The organism is Pseudomonas sp. MWU12-2029, assembly GCF_023242425.1.
Classification (GTDB): domain Bacteria; phylum Pseudomonadota; class Gammaproteobacteria; order Pseudomonadales; family Pseudomonadaceae; genus Aquipseudomonas; species Aquipseudomonas kribbensis.
Genome location: NZ_JALJDY010000005.1, coordinates 481,540 through 495,044, shown reverse-complemented (window position 1 = coordinate 495,044; position 13,505 = coordinate 481,540). Strand labels below are relative to the sequence as shown.

The window sequence follows — 13,505 nt, the reverse complement described above, 5'->3', positions numbered from 1 at the left end:
TTATTTCCCGTCCTTGATGGTTTTGCCGAGCGGCGAATTGGCGAATTTGAACAGGTAGGAGTAATCGGACTTGTACGGGCTCTTGACCGGCGTTGCCATGGAATGGCAGTTCATGCAGCTGCTGTTGGGCTGGATGTAGCTTTCCATGGTCACGTTGGCCGAGAGTGCCGGCGTCGGCTGGCCAAGCGGGTTGCCGGGGTTGTCCGGCATCAGCGGGCGCTGGGTGGTGATGAGCTGGTAGTACTTCAACACGCTGTTTTGCAGGCCCGGGTCGGCCTGGTAACTGGCGTTGATCTGGTTGGTGATGTCGGCGATCGGCGTGACCCGGTTCAGCGGGTTCGGGGTCTGGAACGTGGTGCCGGGTTTGGGCACGCAGACCTGATGCGGGCCCTGGGTCTGCCAGTCGCACGGCGACTGGTTGAGGGACGCGGCGGGCGCGGCGGCGTTGAAGTAGGAATAGGCCGTGCCCGCGACCGGCTGATCGACCCATTGGCCGTTCACCAGTGCCTTGGGCGGAACGTTGTCGACCTGTTCGAACGTCGACCAGATCCACTGCGGATAGCCGTTGGCCTTGGTGATGATGTGCAGGCCGACCAGCCCCAGAAACGCTTCGGTGACACCGTTCTTCCGGCCCTGCTCATCGAAGGTCGCCACCCGGGCAAGCATGGTCAGATAACGGCTGGCGTTGTCATGGGCGGTGAGGATGCGCCAGCTCGACTTGATCTCGATAACACCCCACGGGAACGTGATGTTGTTGGCTTTGGAGACGACATCGGCGTTGTAGAAGTTATTGTTGACGATGTAGTTGTATGAAGTCTCGTTGGCCGAAATGTCGTAGTAGGTCGGGTTTTTCGCCTGATCGATCAACCAGCCGCCAACCGCTTGATCGACGGCGTTCACCTGCGCGCTGTTTTTCAAAGAGGCGATGTTGATGATGTTGAAGCTTTTTGCGATCTGCGGGGAATTCCACGGCCCCGGATTGGCGGCGTTCGGCAGAAAGATTTCCCCCACGGTCTTGTAGGTCTGCCAGACGGTGTAGCCGGCCGCACCGGGCTGTTTGGTGCAGTCGGGATTGCCGCGCTGCCCGCTTTTTGCCGGCCAGCTCAAGGCAATGAACATCTGCCAGCTGTATTGATCGAACTGATCCTGACCGGCCGTGGCGGCCGGTGCGGTGCTCGGCGGCTGGCAGTTCAACTGGCTGGCCTGCATCGACGGCATGGCTTGTTCCCTGGCCAGCACCGGGAGGCTGGCCAGACCCAGCAACATCACGGAAAAACAGAGTGTGGTTTTCATGGCGATCCTTCGTCGTTGATCACGGTTTACGCTGCATGAGCTTGTTCCACTGCGCCTTCTGGCCGTTGCTCTGCGAAGCAGGCGGCTCGAACAACTGGCAGGGCGGCGGGTTCGACGGGCACATGGCGGCAACTTGCGCCCAGGTCTGTTTCGGGTCCGGTTTGGCGATGCGGAAGTCGGTGTAGTTCTGGCTCACGATCGGTGCGTTGGCGACACTGGTATCGCCGGAAAAGAAGAATGACTGCGGCGGCCGGTAGGGTGGTTGCCCCGACATCTTTTTGTAGAAGGCGTAGCCGAACAGGATCGGGCCTTGTGGCGAGTCGAGATCCAGGGCGTAGGCCTGCACGCTGCCATCGAGATTCTTGCTGCGCTCGGCGCTGTAGGGCAGGTGTTCGATGAAGTCCTGCCGTGGCGGATGATTCATCGGCGAAAACATGCAGCAGGCCGGCATGTCTTTCGGACGATCCTGCGGGTAGGTCAGGAAGTACGCCTTGTTGCCCAGGGACACGAACGAGCAGGTGTAGTTGTTGTTCTTGATCGGGAAGATCGGCAGGCAGTATTTCTCGTAGTGCTCCATCATCGCGCCGAAACCGTCGCCGTCCGGCGGGATGTACGTCGTGTCGTAGTAGCTGGTGCCGCGAGAGACGGTGTAGTCCGCAGGTTTCAGGGTCGTTGGCGGGTTGCTGTAGGGCGGCGGGTTGTTTTCGTAGTTGTGCATCACCCGGTACATGGTCCAGTTACTGATCCAGAACGCCGGAAAAAACGGGTCGGAAGGCTCACCCGGATTGCGTTTGGCGATGCAGTTGCCGTTCTGTTCATTGCACCCCAGCGTGTTGTGTACGCCATTGGTGAAGTAGACGGCGCCGCTGTCCTGGGCGAATGCAGACGGGCAAAACAGCAGGATCAACAGCAACAGACGGTTCAAGAGGCTGACGTTCATGGGTCACTCCCTGGCAAGGCGCACTGCGGGCCTGAGCGCCCGCAGCGGCTCATCTTTCCTGATGGATCAGAGGTCGTCGTAATCGCTCATCTTGAGTTGCATGGGCGGGAAGTTGCGCTTGACCAGTTTCTGCGCCCACAACTCCAGCACCGCGCGCCGGCTTTGCGACAGGTCACGGGTGATGGGCATCGCGAGGGTGCTTTCTTCCTGGTACTCCTTGCTGATCAGCCGGATCAACTGATCGACAGCGCCTTCCACCCGCGTGCGGGAGTTGAGCGGCATGAACTTGTTCATGATCGGGTACAGGTAGTAGAAGGTCTTGAGAACTCGTGGGTAGATGAAGTCATCCCAGATCGCCTCGGGCGCATTCTTGTTCTTGTAGATCTCGTTCCAGTAGTTGACGAAGTCCTGTTGCAACGGCATGTCCAGAGGCAGGACGCGTAGCGGGGCGAGGAAGTCGATCTGGGCCTGGTTGAACGCGAAGCTGAATGGGATGGCCGGGTCGCTGGTGCCTTCCTTGACGATGAAGCGCAGCGTAGGGAAACCCGGGGCCACAGCCTTGAAACTCACCTGGGCGATGCCTTCGGCGTTGGTGGTGGTGGCGACGTAGGAATAATCCACCGTCTGATCGTTATCCAGCGTTCCATGGGTGTAGACGCCGGCGTCGAATTCCAGGCAAGGGGTCAGGGGGACCGTGATCGGTTTGCTTGAGCCATTCATGAATGACTGATAACTGACCTCAACGCCCACCGGTTTGTCTTTGGTTTCCAGATTGACCAGTCGACGACCGCTGCCGGTGGCCAGGTAGTTCGCTACAGGTGCCGTGCCCTTGAACTGTGGCAGGTTGGCGGTGTTTTTGTTGCGGTCTGCGTTGTCGTAGAACAGCGTGAAGTCGGGATTATTCGAGAACGTCAGGTAGTAGTCGCTGGTGGTCACGTTGTAAGGGTTGCCGTATTCCACCACCCAGAGTGTGGTGTTGGCGGCTGGTTGACCATCTTTCTGCACCATGATGTTCAGCGTCTTGCGATCGTTCACGTCGACGAAGGTGCCGCTTTCTACCACCTCGGCGGTCCAGACTTGCTGAGTGGCGGCTTTCACTGGGCCTGATGAAGTCTGTTGCTGCAGTTCCAGCGTGCCGGATTGCAAGGTGGTCGCTTGCGTGGCGCTGAGGGGGATATCCAGCAGGCCCGAACGTTTGTCGAAAGCCGACTGTCGATACTGCTCGAAACCGATGTCGACCACGGGCACGAAATTCCCGTTCTGCAATACGCCCAGCTTGAAGTCGCCGGCCTGGAACTTCTCGGCCGTCAGGACATCGGCGTTCTTGTCCAGCGGATAGAACGGGAACGTGTTGGCCAGATCCAGCGACAGCGTGTTGTTGGTGATCTGCGCCGAGGTCACACCCAGATTGGTGCTGGTCGGCTTAGGCATGTCGGGGCGAGTGACCATGATCTTCTGGTCGGTGACCAGGCGCGGGCCGGCGGGCGCCGTGGGGTATTCGTGGTCGAGCCACAGACCCAGGGTCGCGACGGTACGGTTGTAGGCGGGGTTGAAAAAAATATCGGAAACGTTGTCCAGTCCCTTTTGATACATCGCTGTCATGCGGGCCAGCGCCGATGGGTCATTGTTGCGGGTGTTGATGTACGGGAAGTCGTTGAACACACCGTTCCTGTCGTAACAGGTGAGGTACGTGGCGAACCTGAACATCAGGCCCTGAGCGTTTTGCGCCTCCATCTGTTGCTGAAGATTGCTCAGCAGGACGGAATCGCCAATGACCCATTCCAGATTGTCCCGGGGAAAGCAGGTCTGCCAGGTGGTGGTGACATACGCCAGACCACCGAAGTCACCGGCCCAATTGAACGTCAGGAAGCGGTCGAGCATCCGGTATTGACGGTTCAACGTCAGGCCACAGGTGGCATCTCCCAGCTGCAACTTGTCGAAGTACAGCGCCGTGAAGGTGTTCTGCCACGGGCTGATATCCACGAAGCGCGCGGCCGTCGGGCTCTGACTGCCAAAGGGATTGCCGAGCAGCTGGAAGTCCCTGCCGACCAGTGCGTCCTGAGCAATGTAGGTGTTGGCCTGCAACTCGCCGCCAATAATGGTCGAGCGGGTGCTCTGGTAACTCACCGTCCCGCAGGCGTTGTCGCCAAACAGGTCCCATTCGGCGGGTATGAACGGGAAGGTGTTCGGGCCTCCGTTGGTCGGCACCTGCTGCACATAGGGCGGCAGATCATTCTGCTGCACGGGTGAAATGATCCAGGGCATCAGGGTGGTGGGAGCGTTCTCCTGGGTGATGTCGTAGTAGCGGGTGAACGGCCAGTTGATGTCCATCTTCACCGCGTCATACAGCGGCAGCACATCGTTGTTGTTGGCCGTTGGCGGGTTCCAGAACATATGGCCGTTGAGGTAGATCCGGGGGAAATTCAATACGCTCATGTCGTGCTCCTTAGCGTTGCCACTGGGCGCGCTTCAGCGACCAGACAAAGTCCAGTTTTTTGTAGCCTTCGAAGTCGGAGGCCGGCAGCGGAGTGGTCGGGTAGACGATGCCGCCATCCTGTTTCATGGCGAAGTTGTAGTAGCCCTTGTCGTTCGAGTAGGCCGCAGTGCCGTGGCAGGCCAGACAGGACGAGGTGTTCTGGAACGCCGACTCCAGTTGCGAGTTGGCCAGCACCTGGGTGACGGGCTGGAACTCGACCCCGATCAGCTCGTACTTCGACAGCGTCGGGTTGCTCGCCTGGAAGCTGACGTTCACCGGTTTGGCGGCCGGGGTCGGCCCGGTGGTGTTGGTCATCGGCGTCGGTGTGGGGGCGTTGGTCACCGTGTATTTGCTGTTGTTGACGTTTTCGAAGGTGGTCCAGACCCAGTTGGCGTCCAGCTTGTTGACCACGTGCAATCCGCTCAACGCCGCATACCCGACCTGGTAGGTGCCGTCCTGCTCGTAATAAGCCTGGCCAATGTAGTAACCGTCGTTGGCCAGGGTTTGCCGGTAGGTGGTGTCCGAGCCGATCCACAGCCACGCGGCCTTCAACTCCCACGCGGTGGCGGGGAAGTCCAGGTTGCCCGGCAGCGCGGCCTGACCGTTCATGTTGTAGACCTGACGCTGCACGATGTAATCGAAGGTGTCCTGACCCATCAGCAGTTGAAAACGCACCGGGTTGCCTTTCTGAGAAGCAGGCACGGCGCCGCCCATGTGCAGCGCCAGGCCGTCGACCTGCTGCGTGGCATTGAGGTTGTGGAAGGTCCGGTTCAGGTCCATCCCCAGCGTTCGGGCCTGTGTCAGCACCTCGGTCGGAGGCGGCACGGGACTGGCATAGGCGCCGGGCGCCGCGCCATCGGGCAGGTAAACCTGGTCCGAAGGCTTCATGGTTTCCCACACCCGGTTGCTGGCCTGGGTGGGGCTGAACTGGTTCAGGCAGACAAACCAGTTCCAGGCCATGGTTTCGGGGCTCTGCTCGAACGCCGCCCGGGTCTTGGCAATGTCGGTTCCAAACTTGAGGAATTGGTTGCAATCGAAATTGTTGGTGTCCTGTGCCTGAGCCAAACCGGCCAGTGCACTGAGAACGGTTAAAGAAATGGCTCGCCGCATGGAAGCTCCTTGGCATTGGCCGAGTGGTGGTAGAGGTGCCCCAGAAAATGCTGAAGGAGCAGTTGTTTCACCGCCGTAGCCGCCAGGGTTTGCGGCAGCGGCAGATCGCAATTGGTGATGAGCAGCGGGCCGGTTTCCTCGCGCTCGGGCAGGCGGCCGTGACTGCCACGGACCAGTCCGGTGTCCAGTGGAATCAGGTCCATGTAGTAGCGGAAACCGAGTTTTTTCTGCAGCAGTCGGCGCACGACTCTCAATTTGGGAAAGCGAATGGCCGGGTCGATGAACAGCTCCAGCGGGTCGTAACCCGGCTTGCGGTGGATGTCCACGGTGCGGGCAAAATCCGGGGCCTTGTGATCGTCGAACCAGTAGTAGTAATCGAACCAGTAACCTGCTGCGGCCACGGCCACCAGCTCGCCGCTGCGCGGGTGGTCCAGCGCAAAGGGCCGTTGCTCGGCCTTGTCCAGCACCTGCTCGATGCCGGGCTGGCGCTGCAGCAACGCTTTGACGCGGGGAATGTCCCGGGCGTTTTTCACGTAGACATGGGCGATCTGATGATCGGCCACGGCAAAGGCTGCACTGGCGCCGGGGTCGAGCAGTTCCCAGGTCAGCGACTGGCGTACTTCCAGCAAGCCTTCCGAGCGCAGCACGCGGTTGATGGACACCGATTGACTGACCGCTTCAATGCCGTATTCGGACAACAGCATCACCGCTGCGCCTTGCGCCTCGGCGAAGGCCAGCAGACGCCCGACCTCATGGTCGATAGCCCGCACTTCATCGGCAATCGACGGATGATCGGGCCCCACCCGCTGCAGGCTGTAGTCGAGGTGCGGCAGGTAGATCAGTTGCAGGTCGGGCCGATTGAGCTGGAACTCGGCGATGGCGCAATCGACGATCCAGCGGCTCGACGCAATGCCCGCCGCCGGCCCCCAGAACCCGGGAAAGGGAAACTCGCCGATCTGCCGTTCGATGGTTTCGTGCAACGAAGCCGGTGACGAATACAGGCCGAACAACTTGCGGCCATCGGCGGGGTAGTGTGGACGCGGGGTGATGGCGGCGTCCACGTCGGCGTACATGTTGTACCACCAGAACAACTGGCTGCAGCGAAACCCGGGGATCTCGCGCTTGAGTGTTTCCCAGACCTTTTCCCCCTGGATCAACGCATTGGGCTGTAGCCAGAACTTCACTTCGGCCTGATCACGAAAGTACCAGCCGTTGCCGACGATGCCGTGTTCCGACGGCGGCCGCCCGGTGAGAATCGAGGCCTGCACCGACGAGGTGACCGCCGGGAACACCGGTTGCAGGCTGGCCATTTTGGCGGTTTTGAGCAGGGCATTGATGTTCGGGGTCGCGTCACCCAGCAACGCCGGCGTCAGCCCGACCACGTTGATCAGCAGCAGCGGTTGGCGTGGTTGTTCAGAGGGCATCGGCGTAGGTCTCCTGCGCTTGTGGCTGCAACAGTTGCCGTTGGCGCAACTGCTCCTCGACCCATTTCAGTTCCGCCGCGATGCCCTGCAGCTGGGCGTGCTCGGTGGTCGGGCGCAACTGGGCGGGGAGGACGCCCCAGCTGTAGGTTTCCACCTCCAGCACGGGGCGAAACTCCCGATGGTCGGCGAGATAGTCGAAGGTCTGCGCCAGAGCGATCTGACTGCCGCTCAGCTCGGGCAACACCAGTTGTTCGCTGAACAGCGGGATATGGAAATGAATACGCAACTCGGCATAGCGATCCGGATGCTTTGCGCAATCGTCGAGGGCAGCTGGCAGATCGGCCCAGGCCACCAAGCGTCCCGGTGCGTCCAGCGCCTTCACCTGATGCAGGTAGGTGGTTTCGCAAAAGTCGCGCAGGGTCTTGAGGACCAGTTCGCGGCGGCTGTCGTCCGCAGAGGGCAGGCGACAGACCAGAGCATTCGACAGCTGGATCTTGCCGATCGGCACCCGCGCCTGACGCAGCCTCACCAGCGAGCGATAACAGTCTTCGAACATCACGGCCTGGTGGCAGACGTCAAAACACAGCGCCAGATACTCATGGTGCGGATCGGTGGTTTGCCAGCGGCGGAAGAAGGCGATGGCCTGATCGGTGTTTTCCAGCACGCAGTCCGGTTCCATCTCCAGACAGAACACGATTTTCTTGCCGGTCTCCCGATGCAGCCTCGCCAGTGAGGTCGTGAGCTCGCGCAGTTGAAACTCGGCGCGTTGTTGCAGCGTCGGGTTCCAGGTGGCGGCGTATCCCAGCGGCACGGTGGAAATCACCCCTTGATGACAATCCGCCGGCAACGCCTGCGCGAGGATCTGCGCCAGTTCGAGGCTGTACGCCAGGCGCTTCGGCTCGGCCCAGCTCGGCAGGTACACGGCGGCTTTCACCGCCCCCTCATGAAACTGCCCGTAGGGGAAACCGTTGAGCGAGGTCAGTCGCAATCCACTGCGTTGCAGCAGTTCGAGGAACTCCGCCCGCGCGGTTTTCTGCTGTAACCCGGTGGCGGCGAGGGCGCTGATCCACAGTCCACTGTCCTGTTGTTTCAGCCCGCGTTGTGCGCGCACGCCCTGAAAGTGCTGTTCGATGGAGGCCTTCAGCCTGGCCAGGTCATGGGTCGGGTGCACGTTGCTGCAATACCCGACCTGCGCGGCAGCCCAACCCATGCCGGCACTCATTTGATCACCGGCTCCTGCCCGCGCAGGGCAGAGTTGTCCTGCCATTGCCGGCGCTGATCGATGGGCAGCGGGGTGCTGATCAGGGTTTTGTCCAGTTGCCCGCTCTGGGCGAAAAAATCCACCGGGTTGTGGAACAGCACTTGCTCGACCTGAGCCTCGCTGAAGCCCGCCGCCAACATCGCCTGACCGGTTTTCGGCACCTTGAGCGGATCACTGATGCCCCAGTCGGCGGCGCTGTTGACCACCATTTTCTCGGTGCCGTACTGCTGGAGCAGGGCGACCATGCGCTGTTCCGACATTTTGGTGTTCGGGTAGATCGAGTGACCGCGCCAGCAGTCGCTGTCCAGTACCAGCGGCAACGTCAGTTCGTTGAGGTGGTCGATGATCACCAGATTCTCATTGATCCCCACCTCGCGAATCACCGCCAGCGTACGCTTGGTGCCGCCGATCTTGTCGCGGTGCGGGGTGTGCACCAGCACCGGCAGATTGAACTGTCTGGCCAGTTCCAGCTGTGCGGCGAGAAAGCGATCTTCCTCGGGCGTGATGTCGTCGTAGCCGATTTCACCGACCGCCACCACGCCGTCCTTCACCAGATAGCGCGGCAGGATTTCCAGCACTTCATTGGCCACCGACAAATCATTGGCCTCCTTGGGATTGAGGCCGATGGTGCAGAAGTGATGGATGCCGAACATGCTGGCGCGAAAGCGCTCCCAGCCCAGCAAGGTGTCGAAATAATCAATGAAGCTGCCGACGCTGGTCCGGGCCTGACCCTGCCAGAAGGCCGGTTCGATCACCCCGGTAATGCCGGCGGCGGCCATGTTCTGGTAGTCGTCGGTGGTGCGGCTGACCATGTGAATGTGCGGATCGAAATACTTGGGCATGGTGAATCCTCGTCAAGGGAAAGGAGACGTTGGGTATCAGTTCAGGTGGGCGTGCCATTCCGGCGGCAAACGTTGCTGCTGGTCCAGCTCGACCAGTCGCTGACGCTGCGCCGGGGTGAGCCGGTCGAAGGCGATCGCCAGGGGCAAGCCGACGGACACCGCCCGGTCAGCCGCGAGTTGCTCTTCCAGCAGATCGAGGGCCAGTTGATTGAGGGTGAGGTTGTGCCGCTGGCTCAGGCCGGTCAGACGTCGCACATCGAGCCCCATGCCCAGCGCTTTCAACACCAGTTGGTGGAAGGCCCGTTCCGGGTAGTGACGGGACGGGTAGGGCGTATCGAGGGCGAGGGCGGCAAACACCTGGCTGTTGCTGGTGCGCCCGGCCTGCAACGCCAGTTCCACGCATTGCCCATGGCTGTCGAGCCAGTCGAAGGCTTTGAGGACGGCGATCTTTTCCTGATCGTCGCCCCATAGAAAAAGCTGGCGCAGCAAGGACAATTGTCCGCCCTCGGAGGACTGTTCAAGGACCTGTGCCAGCAATAAGGCGCGCGCCAGCTGGATCAGATTCCAGTGGCTGTCGGGCAGCGCCCGGTCACGCAAATGACGTTTGCACTGGCCGCTCAGGAGCGACGCGGTATTGGCGTTCGGTTGTCGGGCCAGTTGTTCCTGTGCCTGACGCCACCAGTGCAATTCGCTGTCATCGAGTTGCCGGCTCAGGGCCTGATGGTGTTCGGCAAGGCAATCGCGGCGCATGCCGAGGGCCGCCGTCGGCGGCGCGGTGACGTCCATGTTCATGTCGGTTTGATCCAGCGTTGGAAGTGTGGGAGCAGGAAAAACACCAGAACACACAGCAGGCTGCCCAATGGTTGATTGGCCACGGCCATCACCAGCGCATCGAACAGTGGCAGCGCCGCGAGGCCGGCCCCGATAAAGGCACGGACTTTGCGTTGCTGCGGGTTGGCAAGGTGCTGGCGGTAATGCCAGCCCAGCCAGCCGAGCCAGAGCAGCAGCACCGGCCAGAACCACAGATTGTCGGCGTAGATCGCCAGGGCCAGCGGGCTCAGCATCAAGAGCAAGGGCAGGCGACTGAGCAACTGGTTGTTGTGCTCATTGCGCGCCAGGTAAGTCAGCCCGCTGATGTAGACGCCCAGCAAAATCGCGCAGAGCCAGATCGGTTCCGGCGGTACCGCCAGACTGGCGGCCGCCGTGAGGTACAGCGCCGAGCGACAGGCACCCATCAACCACACGCTGTGGGCGTATTTTTTGTGCAGCACGTTGTAGCCGATGATGCAGCCCACCAGCAGGGTGACGCTGGCCAGCAGCCAATGCGGCTGGTCGATCAACTGGCTCAGCCCCAACACCGACGCTGCCGCCAGTGTCAGCAACAACACCGTGGCGAGGCGCACTTGCTGGCGACTGACCAGCCCCAGCGTGATGGGCCGAGGATTGTGGTGTTGCTGGTCCCAGTCGGCATCCAGCAGATCGTTCAGCAACATGCCGGCCAGATACAGCAGCGACAGGGTGAACAGCAGCAGAATCCACACCAGCCACGAGGGCGGCGCCAGTGCACCGGCGCTGCTGGCCAGCAGGGCGGCGGCCAGGGTGTTGGTCCACACCGTGGGCAGGTTGGAAACCCGGCCGAGGGTCAGCCAGGTCTTGAGGCTTTGCGGGGTCTGGCTCATTTCGCGAAGCCCTCGCTCAGGTCGAGCACCGGGACGCTGCGGGCGGACAGCTTCTGCAGCGCCCGTTCCATCCGCGCGTCGTCGATCTCATGCAGGTCCACCGACTGGCCGATTCCGCTGAGCATCGGGATCGAGAGTTGTCCGCCCAAGTGCTGGCGGAATTCTTCCAGCCCGAGCAACACCGGTGAGCGACCTTGCGCATCCTTGAGGGTCAGTTCCGGCGGGCACAGGTTGAAACCGAGCCGGGTCAACAGGTTCATCACCCGTTCACTGTCGGTATCGCTCAGCAGCCCGTGGGCATTGGCGTAGAGCCCGTCGAGGGCCATGCCCACCGCCACGGCTTCACCGTGGCGCAAGCGGTGGCGACTGAGGTTTTCCAGTTTGTGTGCGGCCCAGTGCCCGTAATCAAGTGGCCGTCCGTTACCGCGTTCGAAAGGATCACCGGCGCCGGTGATGTGCGCCAGGTGCAGTTCGGCACAGCGACGAATCGCGTAACGACTGGCCGGGTGATCGAAGCGGGCGAGGGCGTCGGCCTGTTGCTCCATCCATTCGAAGAATTCCCGGTCCTTGATCAGCGCGACTTTCACCGCTTCGGCCAGCCCGGCGATCTGGTCGCGGCGGGTGAGGCTGGTCAGCAACTGGAAGTCATTGATCACGGCGGTGGCGGGGTAGAAGGCGCCGAGCAGGTTTTTCTGGCCGAAGGCATTGATGCCGTTTTTCACGCCGATGCCGGCATCGTTCTGCGCCAGTACGGTACTCGGCACGCGTATCAGGCGTATGCCGCGATGGAAGGTGGCGCAGGCGTAGCCCACGGAATCCAATACCGCGCCGCCGCCCAGAGCCAACACATAACAATGCCGGTCCAGCCCGTGTTTCAGCATGTCGGCGTAGAGCTGCTCCAACACCTGTGAATCCTTGCTCAGTTCACCGGCCGGAACGGCAATCGGCGGCGCCTGCAAATGCAGGTCCGCTGCATGGGCGGCAAAGTAGCCATCGATCTGATCCAGCAAATGCGGTGCGCTTTTCAGCAGTTGTTCATCGGCGAACACCATCACCGTCACCCGGCCGTTTTGCCGGGCGGTGAGTTGTTGATGCAGGCAGGGGTTGGAAGCGTCGAAGAGGTGATCGGTGAACACCACCGGATAGTCGTAACTGACCTCGAATCGCCCGCGTAGCACTTGCCCGGCGGCGTGTTTGCGTAAGGCCTTGAACAGGCTATAGCCGGCGATGAACAGCCCCGGCAACACCATGCTGGCGAGAATCGTCACCAGTAACGCGTTCTCCTCGACGAGGAATGTGCCGATGGCGCTGTAGGCCAGCGCCAGCCCGGCGTTGGCCAGGGTAGTCACCAGCAGGAATGAGCGCAGCGGATAACGCTGCATGCCCGCCGCCACCACCGAGGTTTCCGCCAGTACCGGTACGCCGCGCAGGCAAATCAACGACAGCGTGCCCAGTCGGTAGGCCATTTGCCCGGGCTTGCGTTGATGCAGACCGAGACGACTGGACAGCATCCGGAAATAGCCGGCGCCCAATGCGTAACCCAACCCGGCGCCCAGGCACAGGCCAATGAAAATCACCAGATAACCGCCGACGCTGCCGAGCATGGCCACAGCCAGCAGCGCGACCACACTGGAAGGCACGGGCAACACAACGTCCAGCGCCAACAGGGCGATCAGCAAAAGCGCCAGGTTGAGTTGCTGGGTGGAGGAGCTCGGCAGGTACAGGTCGAGATGATTGAGGAAGTCCTGGATCTGCTGTTCGAACAACAGGAAGCTGGCAATCACCAGTACTGCAAAGCAAAACAGTGACAGCCAGAAATGTCCGGCCGACGCATTTTTCGAGAGCGCACGATACCAACGGCTGTGCTTCATCAAGCATCCCTCTTGATTGTGATGACTGAGTTCCGTTCAGCAACTAAAGCAGCGTCTTGTTTGTTTCAGAAGAATGAACGCTCCCGCCGGGAGGGCTGTTTTTATTATTCGATTGATAGCGCTTGCGAAGATATTCATGAACCTAGACGGTTGTTGTGGTTTTGCAAGTCGATTGGAGGATGGCGTTTTTCAGAGAGCATTTAGTGGGTGAGAGAGTGTCGCAAGGTGTCGGAACTTGTCTGTAGGTATTTTCAGATTATTCAACAAGATGAGAGCTTTTGTTGAAGTGATTTAATTACTGTTTAAAGCGCAAGATGAGAAACAATTTCAACTGAGTTTATTAGCAAGCTACTTAGATGGTGGCTATGTGGCATTATTTTTTGTTATTTGAGTTATTGCGGCTGGCTATAAGTGTTCTTGATAGTTGAGTGAATTACTCGGTTAGTTGGCCTTTGAACTTGCAAGTTAACCTTGAAAGAAAGATCCGGATGAAAGCCGATTCGTTCAAAACTTTCGACAACCTCCATTCGGACTAGGCAAGCCTGACGATTCTGCCGTTTACCGCCCGGACCAGACTCGCTGTTCAAAGGAGCACCACTTCACGGGTGC

Annotated in this window: 10 protein-coding genes; all 10 read right to left on the bottom strand. The window is 60.5% G+C overall.

All coding sequences use genetic code 11. The annotated features are described in order from the left end of the window. The 10 genes from M5B44_RS15545 to M5B44_RS15500 all read right to left on the bottom strand — a co-directional run bounded on the left by M5B44_RS15545 (position 1) and on the right by M5B44_RS15500 (position 12,896). Entirely contained in the window at positions 1-1,293 is a 1,293-nt protein-coding gene (locus tag M5B44_RS15545) for a hypothetical protein (protein ID WP_248739768.1), read from the bottom strand. A 19-nt stretch (positions 1,294-1,312) separates the two neighbouring features. Then, on the bottom strand, positions 1,313-2,233 hold the full coding sequence (locus M5B44_RS15540; RefSeq protein WP_114883187.1) for a hypothetical protein: 921 nt from the start codon (positions 2,231-2,233) through the stop codon (positions 1,313-1,315). Positions 2,234-2,299: 66 nt separating this feature from the next. Continuing rightward, the gene (locus M5B44_RS15535) at positions 2,300-4,669 is read right to left on the bottom strand and encodes a hypothetical protein (RefSeq protein WP_248739767.1); all 2,370 of its coding nucleotides are present in this window, start codon (positions 4,667-4,669) and stop codon (positions 2,300-2,302) included. Between the two features lie 10 nt (positions 4,670-4,679). After that, positions 4,680-5,819 (bottom strand): hypothetical protein, encoded by a 1,140-nt coding sequence (locus tag M5B44_RS15530; protein WP_248739766.1) that lies wholly within the window; start codon positions 5,817-5,819, stop codon positions 4,680-4,682. Next, complete coding sequence (locus M5B44_RS15525) at positions 5,798-7,243, bottom strand: alkaline phosphatase family protein (protein ID WP_248739765.1); 1,446 nt, start codon at positions 7,241-7,243, stop codon at positions 5,798-5,800. The genes M5B44_RS15530 and M5B44_RS15525 overlap by 22 nt, the downstream gene beginning before the upstream one ends. Next, positions 7,233-8,465 carry a metabolite traffic protein EboE gene (gene eboE, locus M5B44_RS15520; protein ID WP_248739764.1) on the bottom strand — a complete coding sequence of 411 codons (1,233 nt, stop codon included), beginning with the start codon at positions 8,463-8,465 and terminating at the stop codon, positions 7,233-7,235. Before eboE ends, M5B44_RS15525 begins: the two co-directional genes overlap by 11 nt. Beyond that, the gene (locus M5B44_RS15515) at positions 8,462-9,346 is read right to left on the bottom strand and encodes a TatD family hydrolase (protein WP_134826994.1); all 885 of its coding nucleotides are present in this window, start codon (positions 9,344-9,346) and stop codon (positions 8,462-8,464) included. Before M5B44_RS15515 ends, eboE begins: the two co-directional genes overlap by 4 nt. 36 nt (positions 9,347-9,382) lie before the next feature. After that, positions 9,383-10,138 carry an EboA domain-containing protein gene (locus tag M5B44_RS15510; protein ID WP_248739763.1) on the bottom strand — a complete coding sequence of 252 codons (756 nt, stop codon included), beginning with the start codon at positions 10,136-10,138 and terminating at the stop codon, positions 9,383-9,385. Then, positions 10,135-11,025, bottom strand: coding sequence for a UbiA family prenyltransferase (locus tag M5B44_RS15505; RefSeq protein ID WP_134826992.1), 891 nt, complete (start codon positions 11,023-11,025; stop codon positions 10,135-10,137). Before M5B44_RS15505 ends, M5B44_RS15510 begins: the two co-directional genes overlap by 4 nt. Next, entirely contained in the window at positions 11,022-12,896 is a 1,875-nt protein-coding gene (locus tag M5B44_RS15500; protein WP_248739762.1) for a 3-dehydroquinate synthase, read from the bottom strand. The genes M5B44_RS15505 and M5B44_RS15500 overlap by 4 nt, the downstream gene beginning before the upstream one ends. Between the last annotated feature and the right edge of the window lie 609 nt (positions 12,897-13,505).

What these genes read in the sequence shown, in the direction of transcription:
- M5B44_RS15545 (WP_248739768.1), bottom strand. Translation starts at nt 1,293, where the DNA reads ATGAAAACCACACTCTGTTTTTCCGTGATGTTGCTGGGTCTGGCCAGC.
- M5B44_RS15540 (WP_114883187.1), bottom strand. Translation starts at nt 2,233, where the DNA reads ATGAACGTCAGCCTCTTGAACCGTCTGTTGCTGTTGATCCTGCTGTTT.
- M5B44_RS15535 (WP_248739767.1), bottom strand. Translation starts at nt 4,669, where the DNA reads ATGAGCGTATTGAATTTCCCCCGGATCTACCTCAACGGCCATATGTTC.
- M5B44_RS15530 (WP_248739766.1), bottom strand. Translation starts at nt 5,819, where the DNA reads ATGCGGCGAGCCATTTCTTTAACCGTTCTCAGTGCACTGGCCGGTTTG.
- M5B44_RS15525 (WP_248739765.1), bottom strand. Translation starts at nt 7,243, where the DNA reads ATGCCCTCTGAACAACCACGCCAACCGCTGCTGCTGATCAACGTGGTC.
- eboE (WP_248739764.1), bottom strand. Translation starts at nt 8,465, where the DNA reads ATGAGTGCCGGCATGGGTTGGGCTGCCGCGCAGGTCGGGTATTGCAGC.
- M5B44_RS15515 (WP_134826994.1), bottom strand. Translation starts at nt 9,346, where the DNA reads ATGCCCAAGTATTTCGATCCGCACATTCACATGGTCAGCCGCACCACC.
- M5B44_RS15510 (WP_248739763.1), bottom strand. Translation starts at nt 10,138, where the DNA reads ATGAACATGGACGTCACCGCGCCGCCGACGGCGGCCCTCGGCATGCGC.
- M5B44_RS15505 (WP_134826992.1), bottom strand. Translation starts at nt 11,025, where the DNA reads ATGAGCCAGACCCCGCAAAGCCTCAAGACCTGGCTGACCCTCGGCCGG.
- M5B44_RS15500 (WP_248739762.1), bottom strand. Translation starts at nt 12,896, where the DNA reads ATGAAGCACAGCCGTTGGTATCGTGCGCTCTCGAAAAATGCGTCGGCC.